This is a genomic window from Niallia nealsonii (assembly GCF_002835805.1).
Lineage (GTDB): Bacteria > Bacillota > Bacilli > Bacillales > Cytobacillaceae > Niallia > Niallia nealsonii.
Map to the genome: position 1 here is coordinate 57,561 of NZ_PISE01000040.1, position 18,538 is coordinate 76,098.

At 35.0% G+C, this 18,538-nt stretch carries 24 protein-coding genes; 15 read left to right on the top strand and 9 right to left on the bottom strand.

The window, feature by feature from the left end; all coding sequences use genetic code 11:
- Window positions 1–126: 126 nt before the first annotated feature.
- From bshB2 to pdxK, 3 genes are read right to left on the bottom strand one after another with little or no spacing between them, the layout of a single operon-like run.
- Entirely contained in the window at window positions 127–795 is a 669-nt protein-coding gene (bshB2, locus tag CWS01_RS16710; RefSeq protein WP_101178312.1) for a bacillithiol biosynthesis deacetylase BshB2, read from the bottom strand.
- Between the two features lie 25 nt (window positions 796–820).
- Window positions 821–1,168, bottom strand: coding sequence for a YojF family protein (locus CWS01_RS16715; protein WP_101178313.1), 348 nt, complete (start codon window positions 1,166–1,168; stop codon window positions 821–823).
- A gap of 33 nt (window positions 1,169–1,201) precedes the next feature.
- Window positions 1,202–2,032, bottom strand: coding sequence for a pyridoxine/pyridoxal/pyridoxamine kinase (gene pdxK / locus CWS01_RS16720; protein ID WP_101178314.1), 831 nt, complete (start codon window positions 2,030–2,032; stop codon window positions 1,202–1,204).
- 388 nt (window positions 2,033–2,420) lie between these two features.
- On the opposite strand from pdxK, the gene CWS01_RS16725 reads away from it, so the two are divergent.
- From CWS01_RS16725 to CWS01_RS16735, 3 genes are read left to right on the top strand one after another with little or no spacing between them, the layout of a single operon-like run.
- Entirely contained in the window at window positions 2,421–2,876 is a 456-nt protein-coding gene (locus CWS01_RS16725; RefSeq protein ID WP_101178315.1) for a molybdenum cofactor biosynthesis protein MoaE, read from the top strand.
- 1 nt (window position 2,877) lies between these two features.
- Window positions 2,878–3,111, top strand: a complete 234-nt coding sequence (gene moaD / locus CWS01_RS16730) for a molybdopterin converting factor subunit 1 (RefSeq protein WP_101178316.1) — start codon at window positions 2,878–2,880, stop codon at window positions 3,109–3,111.
- A gap of 28 nt (window positions 3,112–3,139) precedes the next feature.
- Window positions 3,140–4,165 (top strand): MoeB/ThiF family adenylyltransferase, encoded by a 1,026-nt coding sequence (locus CWS01_RS16735; protein WP_101178317.1) that lies wholly within the window; start codon window positions 3,140–3,142, stop codon window positions 4,163–4,165.
- A 148-nt stretch (window positions 4,166–4,313) separates the two neighbouring features.
- Here CWS01_RS16735 and CWS01_RS16740 read toward each other — a convergent pair whose 3' ends face one another.
- Window positions 4,314–4,637 (bottom strand): general stress protein, encoded by a 324-nt coding sequence (locus CWS01_RS16740; RefSeq protein WP_101178318.1) that lies wholly within the window; start codon window positions 4,635–4,637, stop codon window positions 4,314–4,316.
- A 218-nt stretch (window positions 4,638–4,855) separates the two neighbouring features.
- Between CWS01_RS16740 and CWS01_RS16745 the strand changes: the two genes are divergently transcribed.
- The 5 genes from CWS01_RS16745 to CWS01_RS16765 all read left to right on the top strand — a co-directional run bounded on the left by CWS01_RS16745 (window position 4,856) and on the right by CWS01_RS16765 (window position 7,430).
- Window positions 4,856–5,602 carry a DUF4230 domain-containing protein gene (locus CWS01_RS16745; RefSeq protein WP_101178319.1) on the top strand — a complete coding sequence of 249 codons (747 nt, stop codon included), beginning with the start codon at window positions 4,856–4,858 and terminating at the stop codon, window positions 5,600–5,602.
- Window positions 5,603–5,619: 17 nt separating this feature from the next.
- Window positions 5,620–6,294 carry a uracil-DNA glycosylase gene (locus tag CWS01_RS16750; RefSeq protein WP_101178320.1) on the top strand — a complete coding sequence of 225 codons (675 nt, stop codon included), beginning with the start codon at window positions 5,620–5,622 and terminating at the stop codon, window positions 6,292–6,294.
- A 146-nt stretch (window positions 6,295–6,440) separates the two neighbouring features.
- Window positions 6,441–6,608, top strand: a complete 168-nt coding sequence (locus CWS01_RS16755; RefSeq protein ID WP_101178348.1) for a uracil-DNA glycosylase — start codon at window positions 6,441–6,443, stop codon at window positions 6,606–6,608.
- Window positions 6,609–6,646: 38 nt separating this feature from the next.
- Window positions 6,647–6,946 carry a YwdI family protein gene (locus CWS01_RS16760; RefSeq protein WP_101178321.1) on the top strand — a complete coding sequence of 100 codons (300 nt, stop codon included), beginning with the start codon at window positions 6,647–6,649 and terminating at the stop codon, window positions 6,944–6,946.
- Window positions 6,947–7,058: 112 nt separating this feature from the next.
- Entirely contained in the window at window positions 7,059–7,430 is a 372-nt protein-coding gene (locus tag CWS01_RS16765; protein WP_101178322.1) for a DUF423 domain-containing protein, read from the top strand.
- Window positions 7,431–7,471: 41 nt separating this feature from the next.
- Here the strand turns inward: CWS01_RS16765 and gerQ are convergent, their stop codons facing one another.
- Together gerQ and hemQ are read right to left on the bottom strand one after the other, a co-directional pair.
- Window positions 7,472–7,933: a spore coat protein GerQ gene (gene gerQ, locus CWS01_RS16770; RefSeq protein WP_101178323.1), complete on the bottom strand. Its 462-nt coding sequence runs from the start codon at window positions 7,931–7,933 to the stop codon at window positions 7,472–7,474.
- A gap of 263 nt (window positions 7,934–8,196) precedes the next feature.
- Window positions 8,197–8,949, bottom strand: coding sequence for a hydrogen peroxide-dependent heme synthase (gene hemQ, locus CWS01_RS16775; protein ID WP_101178324.1), 753 nt, complete (start codon window positions 8,947–8,949; stop codon window positions 8,197–8,199).
- A gap of 261 nt (window positions 8,950–9,210) precedes the next feature.
- On the opposite strand from hemQ, the gene pta reads away from it, so the two are divergent.
- Both pta and CWS01_RS16785 read left to right on the top strand, forming a co-directional pair.
- The gene (gene pta, locus CWS01_RS16780) at window positions 9,211–10,188 is read left to right on the top strand and encodes a phosphate acetyltransferase (protein ID WP_101178325.1); all 978 of its coding nucleotides are present in this window, start codon (window positions 9,211–9,213) and stop codon (window positions 10,186–10,188) included.
- A 119-nt stretch (window positions 10,189–10,307) separates the two neighbouring features.
- Entirely contained in the window at window positions 10,308–11,150 is an 843-nt protein-coding gene (locus CWS01_RS16785) for a lipoate--protein ligase family protein (protein ID WP_101178326.1), read from the top strand.
- A 161-nt stretch (window positions 11,151–11,311) separates the two neighbouring features.
- On the opposite strand, the gene CWS01_RS16790 is transcribed toward CWS01_RS16785, so the two are convergent.
- Window positions 11,312–12,103 carry an RsfA family transcriptional regulator gene (locus CWS01_RS16790; protein ID WP_101178327.1) on the bottom strand — a complete coding sequence of 264 codons (792 nt, stop codon included), beginning with the start codon at window positions 12,101–12,103 and terminating at the stop codon, window positions 11,312–11,314.
- 373 nt (window positions 12,104–12,476) lie between these two features.
- On the bottom strand, window positions 12,477–13,808 hold the full coding sequence (locus CWS01_RS16795) for an MFS transporter (RefSeq protein ID WP_101178328.1): 1,332 nt from the start codon (window positions 13,806–13,808) through the stop codon (window positions 12,477–12,479).
- 292 nt (window positions 13,809–14,100) lie between these two features.
- On the opposite strand from CWS01_RS16795, the gene CWS01_RS16800 reads away from it, so the two are divergent.
- From CWS01_RS16800 to CWS01_RS16810, 3 genes are all read left to right on the top strand, one after another.
- Window positions 14,101–14,325 (top strand): DUF1450 domain-containing protein, encoded by a 225-nt coding sequence (locus CWS01_RS16800; RefSeq protein WP_101178329.1) that lies wholly within the window; start codon window positions 14,101–14,103, stop codon window positions 14,323–14,325.
- Window positions 14,326–14,582: 257 nt separating this feature from the next.
- On the top strand, window positions 14,583–15,884 hold the full coding sequence (locus CWS01_RS16805) for an HD domain-containing protein (RefSeq protein ID WP_101178330.1): 1,302 nt from the start codon (window positions 14,583–14,585) through the stop codon (window positions 15,882–15,884).
- A gap of 79 nt (window positions 15,885–15,963) precedes the next feature.
- Window positions 15,964–16,473 (top strand): YwgA family protein, encoded by a 510-nt coding sequence (locus CWS01_RS16810; protein WP_101178331.1) that lies wholly within the window; start codon window positions 15,964–15,966, stop codon window positions 16,471–16,473.
- Between the two features lie 256 nt (window positions 16,474–16,729).
- Here CWS01_RS16810 and CWS01_RS16820 read toward each other — a convergent pair whose 3' ends face one another.
- Window positions 16,730–16,915 (bottom strand): 2-hydroxymuconate tautomerase, encoded by a 186-nt coding sequence (locus CWS01_RS16820; RefSeq protein WP_101178332.1) that lies wholly within the window; start codon window positions 16,913–16,915, stop codon window positions 16,730–16,732.
- A gap of 286 nt (window positions 16,916–17,201) precedes the next feature.
- On the opposite strand from CWS01_RS16820, the gene CWS01_RS16825 reads away from it, so the two are divergent.
- Entirely contained in the window at window positions 17,202–17,840 is a 639-nt protein-coding gene (locus CWS01_RS16825; protein WP_101178333.1) for a site-2 protease family protein, read from the top strand.
- An 18-nt stretch (window positions 17,841–17,858) separates the two neighbouring features.
- A complete protein-coding gene (locus CWS01_RS16830) occupies window positions 17,859–18,368 on the top strand; it encodes a YwhD family protein (RefSeq protein WP_101178334.1) in 510 nt (169 codons plus the stop codon).
- The last annotated feature ends 170 nt before the right edge of the window (window positions 18,369–18,538 follow it).

An 18,538-nucleotide genomic window follows, 5' to 3' on the forward strand; every position in this document is an offset into this window, starting at 1 on the left:
GTCTCTATTTAAAGATACTACTAAAAGGAATTAATTTGTATAAAATTATAAAAATAATTTTATTTTTTTGTTTATAGTCCTAAGTAAAAGAAAAGTGGAGAGAGGGCATACCTCTTCTCCACTTTTTTAATTGAATTTATAGGACCAAAAACGTTCTGTATAGAGGCGTTCAAGCACAGCTGGATTCTGCTGTTGAATGCCTTCCTGCAATGTTTGAGTATACTGTTGAGTTTGAGAACGGTGAGCTGCTACTGTGGCTACTTTTTTCTCCGCATAGTTTTTAACATCAATTGCTATATCAGGTTCACCAAGATCTTCGATAGAATTATGTGCAAAGGCGACACAATGTAATTTAGGACGTTTTGGTGCCTCCATTTTTTCTAGTGTTTTTACAACGGCTTCTGCTGTTGCGTCATGGTCTGGATGAACAGAATATCTAGGATAAAAAGAAATAACCAGAGAAGGATTTAACTCTTTTATAAGAGCAGTAAATTCATTTACTAGCATGTCATCTTTTAAAAATTCTATCGTTTTATCACGATATCCTAGCATACGGAGATCTTTTAATCCCATCGCTCTAGCAGCTTCTTGCAATTCCTCTTTACGAATATATGGCAATGATTCTCGAGTTGCAAATGGGGGATTTCCTAAATTTCTTCCCATCTGGCCAAGCGTTAAACAAGCATATGTTACCGGAGTGCCTTCATGTATATGCCTTGAAATTGTTCCTGAAACACTAAAAGCTTCGTCATCAGGGTGAGGGAAGATGACAAGTACATGTCTTTCCTTTTCCATTGCTGTATCCTCCTTTCTAAACTATTTATTCAAATGGTGTTTCACTAATCTCTAGTGCAACGGCTAGTTTACCAGAAAAATCAAGTCCTGCAAGCAGGAGACGATTTTTTTCATCCACTTCATAATGGTTGATTCCTTCTGCATATATCCAGCCGAATTCTGTTTTTAATCCAATTCGATATGGACCATTTCCAGTAATTTTGCCGTATTCAAAGCTTAATTTTGCATTGCGTATATATGCTCCAGAATTAAAAAATGTTTCATCTTCATGGTTTGCATAGGCGCCATTTGTTGTTTCCAAATGAATGTAGACTTCTTTATTGGATTTTTTATCTAACTCCTGTTGGACATTTTCTATGTGGATAAATTCCATTTTGGTCCTCCCTCCGCAAATATTTTTGAGTCATTATTTTGAACTGACAGTTGTTTTTTGTTTTTTATTATTCCGATAAGCGCCATGCATCGTTGGACCAACATGTTCATTTAGTTGAAATCCATTTGCAATTGCTGCAGTAATAAATTCCTTTGCTACTTGAATTGCTTCTAATACTGTTTTTCCTTTAGCCAATTCTGCAGTGATTGCAGCAGAATAAGTGCAGCCAGCACCATGTGTATATGTAGTATCTACTAGTTCACTTTCATAAATAGTAAATTCTTGTCCATCATATAAAAGGTCAATTGCTTTTTCATGCTTTAATTTGCTGCCACCTTTAATTAAAACATATTTAGGCCCTAAAGCATAAATTTTAACTGCTGCTTCTTTTAAATCGTCGATTGTTTTAATTGGTCTATCTGTTTTGGCAAGCTGCCATGCTTCAAATAGATTAGGCGTAACAACAGTTGCTTTTGGCACAAGCAATTCGCGAAGTGCATCAGCGGTTTCAGGATGTAATACTTCATCTTCTCCTTTGCAAACCATTACTGGATCAATAACTACTTTATCTAGTTTTTTTTCCTCAATTAATTTGCTTGCCAATTCAATAATTTCAACTGAACCTAACATACCAGTTTTCATGGCATCGATGCCTACTGAAAGAACTGTTTCTAATTGGGATTCTACGGTTTTAGTTTCCTGTGGAAATACATTATGGTGCCATCCTTTATTAGGATCCATTGTTACAATGGTAGTTAGTGCTGTCATTCCGTATACACCTAACTCCTGGAATGTCTTCAAATCTGCTTGGATACCAGCACCGCCACTTGTATCAGAGCCTGCTAATGTTAATACCTTTTTCATGGTGAATTGCCTCCTATAAATAAAAAATCTAAAAGGTTTTGTGAGCATTTTTAAACTTTTTAGGATATGGATAACCCTATCGATTATTCTGCTGCACACCTTATTTTGGATAATTGTAGTCTATTCTAAACTAATCATACAACTATTCCATACTTTTTTCATTAAGTTCGCATGTAAAGAGCAGAGCAATAAGTTTTTAGTAAAAAACAGGAATTTTTTTTAGCGCATTTAATCGAGGAGGAGAATAGAAGTTGTGCCTCTATCGTGCGAAAATATAGTTTGTTTGTACAATTCCAAATAAATTTGCAAACTTGTACTATTTATTTTAAACAATCGATTCTCAATTTTGGTAGAATAATAAATAAGAAGTATAAAAAGGAGCAAACAAATGAATTTTTCAATAACAACAAAGCCTATTTTGGTGCAAGATGTAATAGATAAAGTAGTGAATAGGAATGCTGGTGCTATTACGACCTTTATCGGGACAGTACGAGAATTGACTCACGGCAGAAAAACAATGCATTTAGTTTATGAAGCATATGAACCAATGGCGGTAAAAAAACTAAAACAAATAGGATTTGAAATAACTGAAAAATGGAAAAATTCAGAAGTGGCGATTACCCACCGAATTGGCAAGCTGGAAATAACAGATATTGCCGTAGTAATTGCTGTTTCGACTCCACATCGAGAAGATGCATATAAAGCGAATAAATACGCAATTGAAAGAATTAAAGAAATAGTGCCTATTTGGAAAAAAGAGCATTGGGAAGATGGTGAAGAATGGATAGGGAACCAAAAAGGAACGATTCCATATCCATCTGGAAAACCGGAAATGGAGGAATAAGATGAATAAAGTACTTTTTTTTGCAGCATTAAAAGAAGTGATTGGCGAAGATTCATTGCAAATGGATTTAAACGGAAAAACAGTTGGCGAAGCAAAGTCTATCTTGCAGGACAAGTTTCCAGCATTACCTTTAGAAGTGGCGATGACTGCTATTAATGAAGAATTTGCTTTTGATGAGGATATCATTAAAAAAGAGGATAGCATTGCATTTATTCCACCGGTAAGTGGAGGTTGATAATAATTTTAATAGAAAGGAGAAATAAATGGTGAAGGATGACCGTTATTCCCGGCAAGTTTTATTTTCTCCTATCGGCAAAAAGGGGCAAGAGCTGCTAGAGAAAAAGCATGTATTGCTAATTGGCGCCGGAGCATTAGGGTCTAGTGTAGGGGAAATGCTTGTCCGGTCAGGAATTGGAAAACTGACAATAATTGATCGAGACTATATTGAAATAAGCAATTTACAAAGGCAGACACTATATACAGAGGCTGATGTAGAACAAAAAATGCCCAAAGCTGTTGCAGCCAAAAAGCATCTTTATGCTATTAACTCTTTGTGCAAAGTAGAAGGCATTGTTGGAGAAGCTACTATTGAACTCCTTGAGGGACTTATGGATCAGGTAGACCTTGTAATGGATGCTACAGATAATTTTGAAACAAGAATGATCTTAAATGATTTGACTCAAAAATATAATAAGCCATGGATTTATGGAGCCTGTGTTGGCAGCGTTGGGATGAGTTACACTATTATCCCGGACGTCACTCCATGTCTGCATTGTTTGCTGCAAAGGATTCCATTGCAAGGAATGACCTGTGATACAGCAGGGATTATCTCTCCAGCTGTGCAGATGGTAGTGACGCATCAAGTGGTGGAGGCAATGAAGCTTTTAGTAGAAGACCATGATGCCTTGAGAGGAACTTTTTTAAGCTTTGATTTATGGAATAATCAGTATCAGTCCATAAAAGTGGACCGTATAAAAACATCAACTTGTACATCATGCGGTATCGAAAGAACTTATCCTTTTTTAGACAAAAAAAATCATACAAAAACAGCTATTCTTTGTGGAAGGGATACTGTGCAGATACGCCCTTCTAAAGAAAAACAGCTAAACTTGCAAACAGTGGCAGCAAGTCTTAAAAATAATGGCTATGAAGTGAAAGCAAATCCTTTTTTAGTTGCTGTGCAAATGGAACATACAAGGATGGTAATATTTAAAGATGGAAGGGCACTTATTCATCATACAAAAGATACCGTCTATGCTAAATCACTGTATGATAAACTTTTAGGTTAGTATAGACAAGACAAATAGATTGCTCTAAATGGGATTTATGTCTAGTAGGAAAAAGGACATAAATATCCGTTTAGAGCAACCTGATTTAAACAATTATAGTGTGAAAAAGGTAGGTAAGTGAAATGATTGATCACAGAAAATAGCTAGATTAATTAGTAGATCCAACAATGACAAGCTTGCCGGTATCTAAAACTTCTTCGTATTGTTCTGCTTCCATTTCCGTTAAGCCAACAGATTGCATTTTAGAACGAAGCTCATCTCCTCTTTTTCGGAAAACATTGCTTAAAGAATCAAGAAGACCTTGTTCTTTCATGCTAACTTCTGCGGTTTCTGTTGCTGCAGTTAAATCCTCTGAACGATCTTTATCATGAGCAAAAATATAAATATTTTCTTTCTCATATCCTTGGTTTTCTAATCCTCTAATAACATTATCTGCTTGTACTCCATTTTCTACTACTTCTACTTTATACATATTGTTTTCCTCCTTTAATTCTATTAATCTATTTTTCTGATTGCATGTTTATTATTTATCCGCTCTTATAAAAAATAAACATTTTATAGATTGGTAAATTATTCTTAAATATAAAAAGTATTGTGAAAATCATGCTTTTTTGCTAAAACGAAGTATAGCAGTCAAAAGTTAATATTAGAAAAATAGAGGTAAAACCACCGTATTAAGGGAGAGAATTAATGGTTAGCAAAAAGCAAAAAAAGGCTATAAACAAAGAGATAGATACATCTTGGAAAGAAACGGCGAGTGCTGCGACGGATTGGAAGGAAACAAAGGGATTGTCTTTTCCATCTATCTATTTAAAACATAATAAAAAAAGACAATTTAAATTATTGTTTTTCCTATGTATTGTTATTATGGTGCTTTTAGCAGTGATTGTTGGGATTGGAAAGATGTCTTTTTCAGAAAAAGCAGCAATAAGAAAAAGCGGCTATCTAGAACAAATGAAAAATATATCTTCCCTTGCATCCTCACAGGCATTTGTAAAAGTGATAATGGAAAAAGAAGATAATGAAATATTCGGCAAAGAAATTCAAGCAGATATACCAGGCACAAAAAGGAAAGTACTATTAGTGGTGCCTGGGGTTGTAACAGCTGGAGTTAATATAGACGATTTGACTGAGGATAAACTGAAATTAGATGAACAGAATAAACAAATAACAATTACATTGCCTCATGCCCAGCTTCTCCAGGAACCTTCTATTGATTTTGAAAAGGTAGAAACATATTCGGTATCTGGGATTTTTCGTGGAGAGGTCAACTGGAAGGAAGGTTATTCATTAGCAAATGAAGCAAAAGAAGAAATAAAAAAAGAAGCTATCGAACAAGGTATATTAGCTAATGCCGAAAAAAGTGCCAAAAAAACAATCGAACAACTTTATGAAGAGTTAGGGTATGCTGTTACTGTACAATTTAGTCAAGAGTAAAGGGGCAATAAACTAAAATGATCGATTTACAATTGCAAAATGATTGGACGGAATTGTTGGAGCAAGAAAAACAGAAGACTTATTTTCAAGAATTGGAACGATATCTGCAGAAAGAATATGAAGAGCAGTTGATTTATCCACAAAAAGAGGATATTTTTAATTGTTTGCGGTACACTTCCTTTAAAGATGTGAAAGTTGTGATATTGGGACAAGATCCCTACCATGGACCAAATCAAGCTCATGGACTAAGTTTTTCTGTTAAGCCAGGTGTGTCTATTCCTCCTTCTTTAAAAAATATTTATAAAGAATTAAACGAGGATATAGGATGTCCTATCCCAAGTAATGGCTATTTAAAGAATTGGGCAAAACAAGGAGTACTATTATTAAATACAGTAATGACAGTTAGAGCGAGTCTGGCTAATTCACACCGAGGAAAAGGGTGGGAAATATTTACAGACGGAATAATAAAAGAACTGAATAAGAGAGAAGAACCAGTGATTTTTGTATTATGGGGCAAACCATCTCAAGAGAAAATACGCTTGATTGATTCGAATAAACACCAAATAATTATGTCTAGCCATCCATCGCCACTATCCGCCTATCGAGGCTTTTTTGGCAGCAAACCATTTTCTAAAATAAATGATATTTTAGATCGCTGGGGGAAGAAGGGAATAGATTGGTGCCAATTGTAAGAAAAGGATTGTTACTTCTTGATGGCTGCATAGATGATTTTTAGAAAAAGTAATACTATAATAGAAGAATACGTAAATAAAGTAGCAGGCTTGTAATTAGTCTGCTTTTTTACATGGCTTTTGAATGGAAGTGGAAGGAAAAGAAGATGAAGGAAGATAAAGTAGACTGTTATAAATGTAAGTTCTATTATGTTACATGGGACCGTAACTTTCCGAAGGGCTGTAGAGCATTTCAGTTTAAAGGAAGAACAATGCCTTCTATAGAAGTGAAAAAGGCATCTGGCCAAGAATGTTTAAGGTATATTACAAAATAATGCAGTGTATCATTTAAAGGGAAAAGTAGGTGAAACTAATGAATATTTCTGTTCAGCAACTTTTAATGAAAATGGAAGATCAAGTAAAAGAAGCAAAAGCAAGTGAATCAGATTCTCGCATTAGGGAACGAGTGCATGCAATTAAGTCATTATGCGAACTGATATTAGAACAAAAAGAGCAGCCGGAGCATAGAGTTGCTTATCAACAAATGGTTCCACAGGATGCACCAATCCAGCATGTTTCCTTTAGCCCTGCACAACAGCCGATTCAACAGCCAATTCAAACGCAAAAACTAAATACAGACGAAGGGAATGGCGACTCTTTATTCGATTTCTAAGAGGAGCTGTTTTTTGGCAGTTTAGCATGCCAATAGGTGAATTTAGATAACTTTATTCCTTTTCTTTTAGAGGAGGTATCTTCAATAAGTCTTAAGATATGGGGAGGATATAATGAAAATATTTATTATAATTGGTGCAGTCAATGCCTTTTTAGCGGTAGCATTGGGGGCATTTGGAGCACATGGTTTAGAAGGGAAAATAAGTGCAAAGTATTTAGAAATTTGGAAAACAGGTGTTACATATCAAATGTTTCACAGTATGGGGATTCTAATCATTGGGGCATTGATGATGAAAATTCCTCAAAGTAGTTTACTAACTTGGTCAGGATGGCTGATGGTTGCAGGAATTATCTTATTTGCCGGAAGTTTGTATGTATTGGCTGTTACACAAATCAGTGTGTTAGGAGCCATTACTCCTTTAGGGGGAGTGGCATTTTTAACAGCATGGATTCTATTAATTATCGCAGCAGTAAAATTTTTATAAAAGTAGAGAATGAAAAGCTGGCAAATTTCGCCAGCTTTTTGTCATCTTGGAGGATAGGTAGAGAGATTTGGTGCCATTCCATATGGGTATTCATATTCTATTTCTTCATCAAATGTGACGTAATCCAAGTATATCATTGGAAGCAAGTAGCGTACTCCTGATTGTGGATCGCTTAAAATAAGATGGTCACGGCCAGCTGCCTCCACAACTCCTTTAAATATTTTCGCGTTCCATTCCCGATTGTTCTCAAATGTTGCATAAACGGTGGCGAGTTTTCCTTTATTTAAACGCAATATATTTTCGATATAGGACGCTTCAATAGGAAGCTGCCCAGGCAAAGCTTGTGAGACTTGAGGTTGTTGAGCTGGCTGGGGTGGAACTTGCGTTTGTGGCGGAATATATTGCTGTGTGCCGTACGCCGGCGTCTGACCAGGTGTAGCTCCATAACCTTGTGGATAGCCGTAAGTTCGATACTCAGGATTTTGATTGTAATTCTGACTCATTTTCATCCCTCCATTTAATCCGAAAAGAAGTTGAATTCTTCCATATGCTTATGTTTAAAAGTGTGTTTTAGTGGGAGACCATCTAGTTTATGAAGCTTTCCCCCATTATTTCTTTTTTTATAAACTCACTAGTTCATCCTATGATTCGCTTTAATAACTTATGCGTAAGATTTGCTGAAAAATCTAATAAGGAATCAACAAAATAAAAAGGATAACTTTAAAGGAAAAGATCCTTTTTAAGTTATCCTTTTTAATAAAATGTCTTAATTTACATGTAAAAATGATGAAATAGAATCTGTTTTTAGGATATTTCCAACAAAAAATGATCCGAACTCACCATATCTGGCACTAACCTCATCAAAACGCATTTCGTATACTAGCTTTTTGAATTGAAGAACATCTTCTGAAAATAAGGTAACGCCCCATTCATAATCATCAAAACCAACAGATCCAGTAATAATTTGTTTTACTTTTCCAGCATACTGGCGGCCGATCATGCCATGGCTATACATAAGTTTTTTGCGATCTTCCATTGGAAGCATATACCAGTTGTCGTTTCCTTGGCGGCGTTTATCCATCGGATAGAAGCAAGCGTATTTTGCCTGTGGAAGAATAGGATACAACCTTGCTTTAATATGCGGGTTTTCATAGGGATCTTCATCAGAACCTGCTGGCAAATAGTTGCTTAATTCTACTACGGATACGTAAGAATGTGCAGGTATTGTAAATTCCGCCAATTTTGTTTTGTTAAACTCTGTTTCAATCTCATTTAATTCTTCCATGGTTGGTCGAAGAATCATCATCATAAAGTCTGCTTTTTGACCAACAATTGTATATAATGCATGGCTGCCCTTATTTTCATTTTGGACACTATTCCATTTTTCTAATAGTCCAAGAAATTCATGGATAGCAGCTTGTCTATCCTCGCTTGATAGCATTTTCCAAGTAATCCAATCTATTGTGCGGAAATCATGCAGGCAATACCAACCATCTAATGTTTTTGCTGCTTCGCTCATTCTATCACTCCTAAATCTTAGCTTAAACATATAAACTTACTATAGCATAGTTTTTCCATAATCCGATGGAATAACACTCATAGAAAATGTGAACAAATTTTGAACAAAAGAAAGGGAAAGAATAAAAAGAATAAAATGGGGTAAATTAAATCAGATAATTTAAAATAATAAAGGATTTCATAAATATGATGGTAACTCCTTGAAATTTTACTAGGTAAGAGTATCCTATAATATGTAGAGAAAAAGGAGGAGTAAAAAGTTATGAGTGATTTATTTACAGGGTTAAAGGAAAAAGTGACTGGTCAAAATGTAAGAATAGTATTTCCGGAAGGTTTAGATGAAAGAATTTTAAAAGCAGCTGCTCGATTAGCAGAAGAAAATGTATTAACGCCTATTCTGATTGGAGATATTGAAGAAATTCAAGCAAAAGCTCAAAATCTAGGCGTTTCTTTAGAAAAAGCGGCTATTTATGATCCAAAAAAATATGCACAATTTGATGCTCTTGTAGCTTCTTTTGTAGAAAGACGCAAAGGAAAAGTAACAGAAGAAGATGCTAGAAAAATTCTTCTTGATGAAAATTACTTTGGAACAATGCTTGTATATGCAAATGAAGCAGAAGGTTTAGTAAGTGGAGCTATTCATTCTACAGCTGATACAGTTAGACCAGCATTGCAAATTATTAAAACAAAACAAGGTGTTAAGAAAACATCTGGTGTATTTATTATGGTTCGTGAAGAAGAAAAATATGTTTTTGCAGATTGTGCAATTAATATCTCTCCAGATAGTCAAGATCTTGCAGAGATCGCTGTAGAAAGTGCAAAAACAGCAAAAATGTTTGATGTAGACCCTCGTGTAGCGTTGTTAAGCTTCTCTACAAAAGGTTCAGCAAAATCTCCTGAAACGGAAAAAGTAGAAGCAGCGCTTGCTGAAGCAAAATTAAGAGATCCTCTTTTAGTAATTGATGGAGAATTCCAATTTGATGCTGCATTTGTTCCATCTGTAGCAAAACAAAAAGCTCCTGATTCTCCGCTGCAAGGTGATGCAAATGTATTTGTATTCCCAAGCCTAGAAGCTGGAAATATCGGCTATAAAATTGCACAAAGACTTGGTAATTTTGAAGCAGTTGGCCCAATTCTTCAAGGATTAAATCGTCCAGTAAATGATCTTTCTCGTGGATGCAATGAGGAAGATGTTTATAAATTAGCATTAATTACTGCAGCACAAAGCTTAAACAATTAAGAGCTACATAAAATAGCCTGCTAGCCCCCGCGGTTAGCGGGCTATTTCTTTGCTTTTACTAACTGGAATTTTTTCGATATAATTATGTATTATTTGTTTCTTTAAAAGGAGCTAGATTTATGATAGGTAATCATAGTTTACTGCATCAAGATAAATGGAGAATTATTGACCAGTCTGGAACAGGGTTGCATGTATCTGCCCTTTATTCATTTGGCATGGATGATACTTTATGTGCTTTAGTTGGAGGAGGCAGTGCTCCTGCAACGGTTCGTACATGGGTGCATGACAAAACAATTGTATTGGGAATTCAAGATACAAGGTTGCCTCATTTAGAAGAGGCGCTGGAGTTTTTGCGAAATCAAGGTTATCGCACAATTGTCCGGAATTCTGGAGGGCTTGCGGTAGTGTTAGATAAAGATGTGCTGAATATTTCTTTAATCTTGCCTGAACGAGAAAAAGGAATCGATATAAATAGCGGATATGATACGATGTGGGAATTAATAAGGATAATGTTTGCAGATTATAGCGAAACGATTGAAGCAAAAGAAATTATTGGCTCTTATTGCCCTGGAAGCTATGACTTAAGTATAAACGGAAGAAAATTTGCTGGTATATCCCAACGGCGCATTCGAGGCGGAGTAGCAGTGCAAATCTATCTTTGTGTAAATGGAAGCGGACAGAAGCGGGGAGAAGTAATTCAGCAATTCTACAAAATAGGTGTTGGAGGAGAACAAACCAAGTTTGCTTATCCAGTTATTCAGCCGGAAGTAATGGCATCTTTGTCAGAATTGTTGAACCTAGAATTGACAGTAGAGCAAATAATGACTAGATTGCTATATGCAATCAAAAACCACGCTGATTATTTGTATGCAGAACCTCTTCAAGGAGAAGAATTGACATTATTTGAAGCTTATTATCAACGAGTAACAGAAAGAAATGGAAAAATTTTAAATCTTATTTAATAAGCAAAAAGAGGACATTTCCTATTCAGTAATCATGTAAATGACAATACTGTGCAGGTAATGGTCCTCTTTAATAAAAGCTAATACGATTTATGCTACTCATTTTTAGATGAAGAAAACCAAACCGGTGGGATAAGGGTTTCTATTTATTTACTAGAGTGTTATTCTGCTACCTTTTCTAAATTACCATTTCTATCCATTTTGAATTTTGTTGCAGGCCGTTCCTCTTCTTCTAATAATACAATTTTTCTTGCTCTATTCATTATTTTCATCAATGTTTCATAATCTTCTTGAATGATTTCTGAGTTGTTTTCCATCTTATTTAATTTTTCTTCTAATTCCTTATTGCGGCTTTTTATCGTGGCAAGCTCTCTTTTTAATCTTTCATTCTCACTTTTTAAAATATCTACTTGTATTTGCGAATTTTTAAAGTTCTGCAAATAAGAAAGAACTGTATCGAAGTCTAAATTTGCTGAACTGTAAGAAATGCTAGAATTTGCTTGTACGATCGGTCTTTCTTCCTCAGATAAGGCTTGTTGATAGCTTGATATAACATCTTCTGTTAAGCTGCTGGTAATACTTTCTCCTAATATATCCATTGAGTCATTTTCTATCGATCCCAATTCCGTCATGGAGGCAGCAGTTAATGCTTCTAGTTCATCTACTGTAGGCACTGGCGGTGAATAAAGCAATTTCTTTTTTCCACCTTGGTCTTTTCCTAAAATGCGCTGGCGTTGTTTTCGCTGTTTTTTTGCTAACTGCAATGCCTTTTCATATTGATGGCGTACAACCGCATTCCATCTAAAACCACAAGCTGCCGAAGTTCGGTTTAATTTGTCTCCTACTTCTTCAAATGCGTTTAATTGAGTACTTCCTTCCCGAACGTGGCGTAAAACTGTTTCAGCTAACAACAGATCATCTTCTTCTGACCAAGCATCTTGGCGTAATTTCATTTCACTCAACTCCCGAATATAACAATATAATAATATTTCTAGTAACATCTTTTCCAAACTTTGATTATTTATACAGGAAATTGAAAGGATAGTAGATTTTTTTAAAATTACATGGGGAAAATGGTGAAAAAGAGGGGATTGGAGAGAGGAGATAAGGATGTCTGACTAGCCATTGAAACTCTTTAAATAGTACTTTCTTCTTTTATTTTTAAAGAAATGAAGAGTCAGATATGATGTTTATCGCGCATTAACGGGCTTTTGGAACCACCTAAGGAATTATAAGAGAAAACGAGAAATCTAGGTGGAGAGAAACTTGCACGTTAATGCGTGATTGAGGTTTCATTTTATTAAAACAACTGCAGTTAATAATGAATTACTTTACTTGTGCTGCAGATTTTTCATTTTGAATAAAAAATGCAGAAATAAAAGCAAATACACTTGCAATAAAACCATAAAGGAAAAGATGATGAATACCATCCATAATGCTGGATCCACTTGTTAATAGTGTGCCCATAATGGTTACACCAATAGCAGTACCCATATTGCGGCAGAACATCAGAAAAGAAGTAGAGATGCCTTTTTCATGTTTTCCAACAAGTTGTTGTGCACCGATAACACCTACTGTGCTTAATAAGCCAAAAGCAAGTCCTTGAATGATCATAATGATAAAGGTATACCAAAAACCATGTGTTTCATTTAATAACACTAACATTATTCCAGAAATGAATAATAATGTATTCCCGATTATTAATAGAATACGATAGCCATATTTTAATATCCACTTTCCTGCAGGAACAGAAACCGCCATCCATCCTATTGCTACACCTAACAAAGAAACACCGCTTAAAAATAGGGATAATCCGGTTACTTTTTGCAGAAAATATGGAATATAACTAGAGGTTCCGAATAAAGCCAAGGTTCCTATAAAAGAGTTTACAAAGATCCAAGCAATTGTTTTATTTTTAAAAATGGAAAAAGGAACAATTGGTGAAGGGTGCCTTTTTTCGAAAAAGTAGAAAATAACTAAAAATGCTGCACCAAGTATAGAAAAAAGAATGATATTTTTGTCTACTACCGTAATTAGCAGAAGAAAAGTAATACTGGCAGCAAAAAGAGTGGCGCCTATATAGTCAATATTTGCTTTTTTCGGTTCATATTCTTCCTTGTATGGCAGCAATGTCATAAAACATAGGAAACAAACAGGAATATTAATATAGAATATCCATCTCCATGATAAAAGTTCTACAAATAAAGAGCCAAGCAGTGGTGCAAGAATAGCAGACAGTCCCCACATAGCGGTAAAGAGAGCCTGGATTTTCCCGCGTTTTTCTACTGGAAAAAGATCTCCTGCAATAATAGCTGGAAAAGGCATCATAAATCCAGCGCCCATTCCTTGAATACTTCGGAAAATAATGAGCTGAATCATGTCTGTTGCAATTCCACATAACAAACTTCCAAATAAAAATAAAATAATGCCGAAACCAAAAATCTTCTTTCTCCCAAACAAGTCAGATAATCTGCCTGCCACTGGAGAAAGAATGGTGCTTGCAATCATATAGGTGGCAAATGACCATGCATATAAATCTAATCTGCCTAGCTCATCAGCAATAATAGGCATTGTTGTATTCATGATAGTTGAATCTATAGAAGCAACAAGCATTGCTAGTACAATACTAACCATAACAAGTATTCTATTGTTTTTCATTTCGATAATCCTCCTTGAACTTAGGATAAAAATTATACAGCAAGAAGAAAAATTAATATAGAGGAAAGCTTGAACATTTTGGCAGCAGGTCGTTAGAAAAGGAAATGATGATGGCAAATAATCTTAGAGGAATGCTGGGAAACGTTTTTTTCATGATAGAACTACACCTTTCCCCTTTTTATAATTAGCTTTGACAAAAGTTTGCATCTTGCATTGAAATAGAAGAAGGGGTAAAATACCATATAGTAAATAGTAAATCGACATAAATGCTTTTAAAGAAAGGGTTGTCCCAATGGCAAACGAATTCCGTGTTTGCGACGATTGTCAGGCTGTTAATTTAAAAACATTAATACCGTGCCTAAAGCAAATTGATCCTGAAGCAAAGATTGAAATAGGGTGTCAATCCTATTGCGGGCCAGGCAGAAAAAAAACTTTTGCCTTTGTAAATAATCGTCCACTTGCAGCATTATCTGAAGAAGAATTAATGGATAAAATAAACAATAAGCTAAAAAAGTGACATCTGTAGTTAATCTAAATGGAGTAAAGATGTTATAATCAACATAGATAGAATGCAGAAAATAGAGGATGCTTCCATCAAAAGAGTTAACATAAATCGTAAGGAGAAATGGCTTTACGAGATTTGAATTGTTAACTCTTTTTAAAGGAATCACCTCTTTTTATATGCATTAGTAAGACGCGGCACTTTCATCAGTGTATGCGATTAGAACGGCATAAGCTATTGGCATAAGCTATTAGAGAGAGAAGGGAAAGAAGATGTCCTATTCAACAGAGATGTTAAAAGAAGAAAAGGTATTTAAAGATCCAGTACATCGTTATATTCATGTTCGGGACCGGGTTATTTGGGATTTGATTGGGACAAAAGAGTTTCAGCGCTTGCGGAGAATCAAACAACTTGGCACTACCTATTTGACATTTCATGGGGCAGAACATAGCAGATTTAATCATTCTCTTGGTGTTTATGAAATTGTCAGGCGAATAATTGATGATGTTTTTAATGGAAGAAAAGAGTGGAACAGTGATCAAAGATTATTATCGTTATGTGCGGCTCTTTTGCATGATTTAGGTCATGGACCTTTTTCCCATTCTTTTGAAAAAGTATTTGACTTAGATCACGAGCAATTTACACAAGATATTATTCTAGGAGATACGGAAGTAAATCAGATTTTAACAAAAGTCTCTAAGGATTTCCCTAAAAAGGTTGCAGAAATAATCGGAAAAACGTCTAATGAGAAATTGGTAGTAAGCTTAATTTCCAGCCAAATTGATGCGGACCGAATGGATTATTTATTGCGGGATGCTTATTTTACAGGGGTAAGCTATGGGAATTTTGATATGGAACGAATTCTTCGCGTCATGCGCCCCCGTGAAGATCAGGCAGTCATCAAAAAAAGCGGTATGCACGCGGTGGAAGATTATATTATGAGCAGGTATCAAATGTACTGGCAAGTATATTTTCACCCAGTTACGAGAAGTGCAGAAGTGATTTTGACAAAAATTCTGCATCGCGCCAAGCATCTTCATGAGCAGTTCTATTCCTTTAAGCATCACCCTGCACATTTCTATTCCCTTTTTAAAGATGAGATGACATTAGAAGACTACTTAAAACTAGATGAGGCTATTATTCTGTATTATTTTCAAATGTGGCAAGAAGAAGATGATGAGATATTAAAAGACCTATGCCGTAGATTTATGAATAGAAATCTCTTTAAATACGTAGAATTTGATCCAGCAAAAGAATATAAGAAGCTGGCTGAATTATCTATTTTATTTCAAAAGGCAGGAATAGATCCAGATTATTATCTAGTAGTAGATTCTTCTTCTGATCTGCCATATGATTTTTACCGTCCTGGAGAAGAAGAGGAACGGCTTCCTATTCATTTGCTAATGAAAAACAATGAAATAAGAGAACTTTCCAGGGAGTCGGAAATTGTAGATAGCATTTCTGGAAAAAGAAGAACAGATCATAAATTGTATTTTCCAAAAGATATCTTAAAAAACGATCAAACAAAAAGTAAGATAAAAAAACAAATTCGCCAATTATTAGATATAAACTAACGGGAAATCTTTCGCACGAGAATGAAATTTCAAAAAGAACAGCTGCTTTTTGAAACAAAGGAGTAGGAGTTGAACCATTTTGTTAAAAGATCATGCGAAAATAATGAAAGCTATTGCTGCTTCTGGTGAAATTATAGGCAGAAAAAAATTACAAAAGATGATATATATTGCAAAAAAACTAGATTTTCCTTTCCATGAAAAATATCAATTCCATTTTTTTGGCCCCTATTCAGAAGAGTTGACACTTAGAGTGGAAGAGCTTTGCAATATGGGATTTTTAAATGAAATAAAAGAAAAAAAAGGGGGGTATTTTCAATATCGTTATTCGCTGACAGAAAGCGGAGAAGAATTTTTACAGCTAAATGAAGTGGAAATGCCCCTTTTGCCTACTTGTTTAGTAGATATGAACGAACAAAGCGCAAGGTTTTTAGAACTCGTTTCAACTGTACTCTATTTTGACAATTTAGAGAAAACGGAAATTAAGGAAAAGGTATTTACCTTAAAAAGTAAACAAAAATATACGGATGAAGAAATTGAACAAGCTTTTCAATATATTGAGGGCCTTAAAGTAAAATCAACCGTACAGTGAGTTAAGAGGCCCCTAAAACATTGCTTAAACGTATCAACCAAAGCAGATGTTTAGGGGGCTGCATAATCAGAATTTAAACAGTTTCTGTAAGTTGTCCATCCTCCATATACAAAACACGGTCACATAAATCAAGGACGCGCTGATCATGGGTCACTATCATTGCTACTAAATAAACGAGTGTATAAAAAACACCCATTGATTGCATATACAATCAAAATGGGCATTTTAATAGTTCTTTTTATTGCAATTTCTAAACTTATTGATCGCTTACACGTTTGCCAGCGATACCATAATGGTTTTTCGACATTTCTTCAATAAATACTACCACTTTTTCTTTCGGGGCGCCCGTTGTTTCGGATACTGCATCTGTTACTTTTTCTACAAGATTTCTTTTTTGCTCTTCTGTACGACCTTCTAACATTTTAACAGTAATATATGGCATGTTTTTCCCTCCTAGTGATGTTCGTATGTAGTTTTTCATATTTTCAGAAAAAGTGCAAGTCTCTTTACCTGCTGTTCACCATTTTGTTAAAGGATAAGCAGAAACTTTCATTTTCAGAGTAACTAAAAATTTTTGAAATAAAAATTTAGACTCAGGATGAAAAAACTATTAGATAGAAAATTTTCCTTTCCCTTTTATAATCATGTATAATTTTATATTGGAGTAGATAAAAATAGGATTTATTTCTTATAGAAAATAGATATTGATTAAGAGGGGAGATTACCATTTGTTATTTTCACAATCGTGGGCAGATTTGCCGTATATTATTATTACCATCATTATAGGTTTTACTCTCCATGAATTTGCACACGCATATGTCGCTTATAAGTTTGGAGATCCAACGGCACAAAAACAAGGAAGATTAACTTTAAATCCGATAGCGCATCTAGATCCTCTTGGAGCTATTTTTATTATTTTGGTCGGTTTTGGATGGGCTCGGCCAGTTCCTGTGAACCGTTATTATTTTAAACGTCCGAGGCTTGCAGGAGTGCTTGTTTCATTAGCAGGACCTGTGAGCAATTTAATCTTAGCATTTATTGGATTTGTGTTGTTTGTTGTATTATATAAAACAGGGATTACAAATGGATTGCCATTCGACTTTTTTCCATTTTTACAAATCTTTATTCAAATGAATTTACTGCTTTTTGCTTTTAACTTAATTCCGTTGCCTCCATTAGATGGCTACCGGATTATTGAGGACTTAGTAAGCTCGCGGATTCGAGCTAAGATGTCTCAATACGAAGTATATGGATCGATTTTATTTATTGTTCTTGTTGTAACTGGGTTATCAAATAGTACGATATTTCCTTATATCCGATTTGTACAAGGTTTCTTTATCAATTTATTTCAATCAATATTGCTTTAAATAAAGGAGAGTTGCATGATGGAAGAAAAAAAGAAAAAAACAATAGGCTTTAATATCATTAAAAATGATCCAACAGATGGACATGGGGGCTTTGGAGTAGGTGCCTTAAGTTTAGAAAATGTTTCTCCTGTTATTATTGATGTAGAGGCAGGAGAAGCGGAAGTTGATGTAGGTGCCATGCATGCTAGAAGCGCTGTGGAAAAAGGCATTAAGTTTCTGAAAGAAAAGGCAGAAGTGCCAAATGGAAAGCCATATTGGCTCGTTTGGGTAACGATAGACAGAAAGCTAGAAGGTCCTTATTATGCAGGTGTAACAGCATGTGAGATGACTGTTGACCGTTCGATTCGCAGAGGATATAAATCTTTGCCAGAGCATGTTAATAACATGGATAAATCAATGAAACGTCATATAATGGTCGAGCATATGGATGAAAAATCTAAAAAAGTATTGGCGGAATTTTTGAGAAATCATGATGAAATATTATGGAATAACTCAACAGAGGAATTAAAAAAAGGCTTATTAGGATAATGCAAAAAAAACGGAACTCTAATGGTTCCGTTTCAGAGTGTAGAAAAAGTCAAAAATACACATTGTCAGGCTGATTGAAAACGTCTGCGTTTCGAGGAGCGAAGCCTTGAGAGGAGCGGAGTTACCAAGGTAGGTAATGAGCATCCGAATAAGGCGAGCAACAAAGAAAG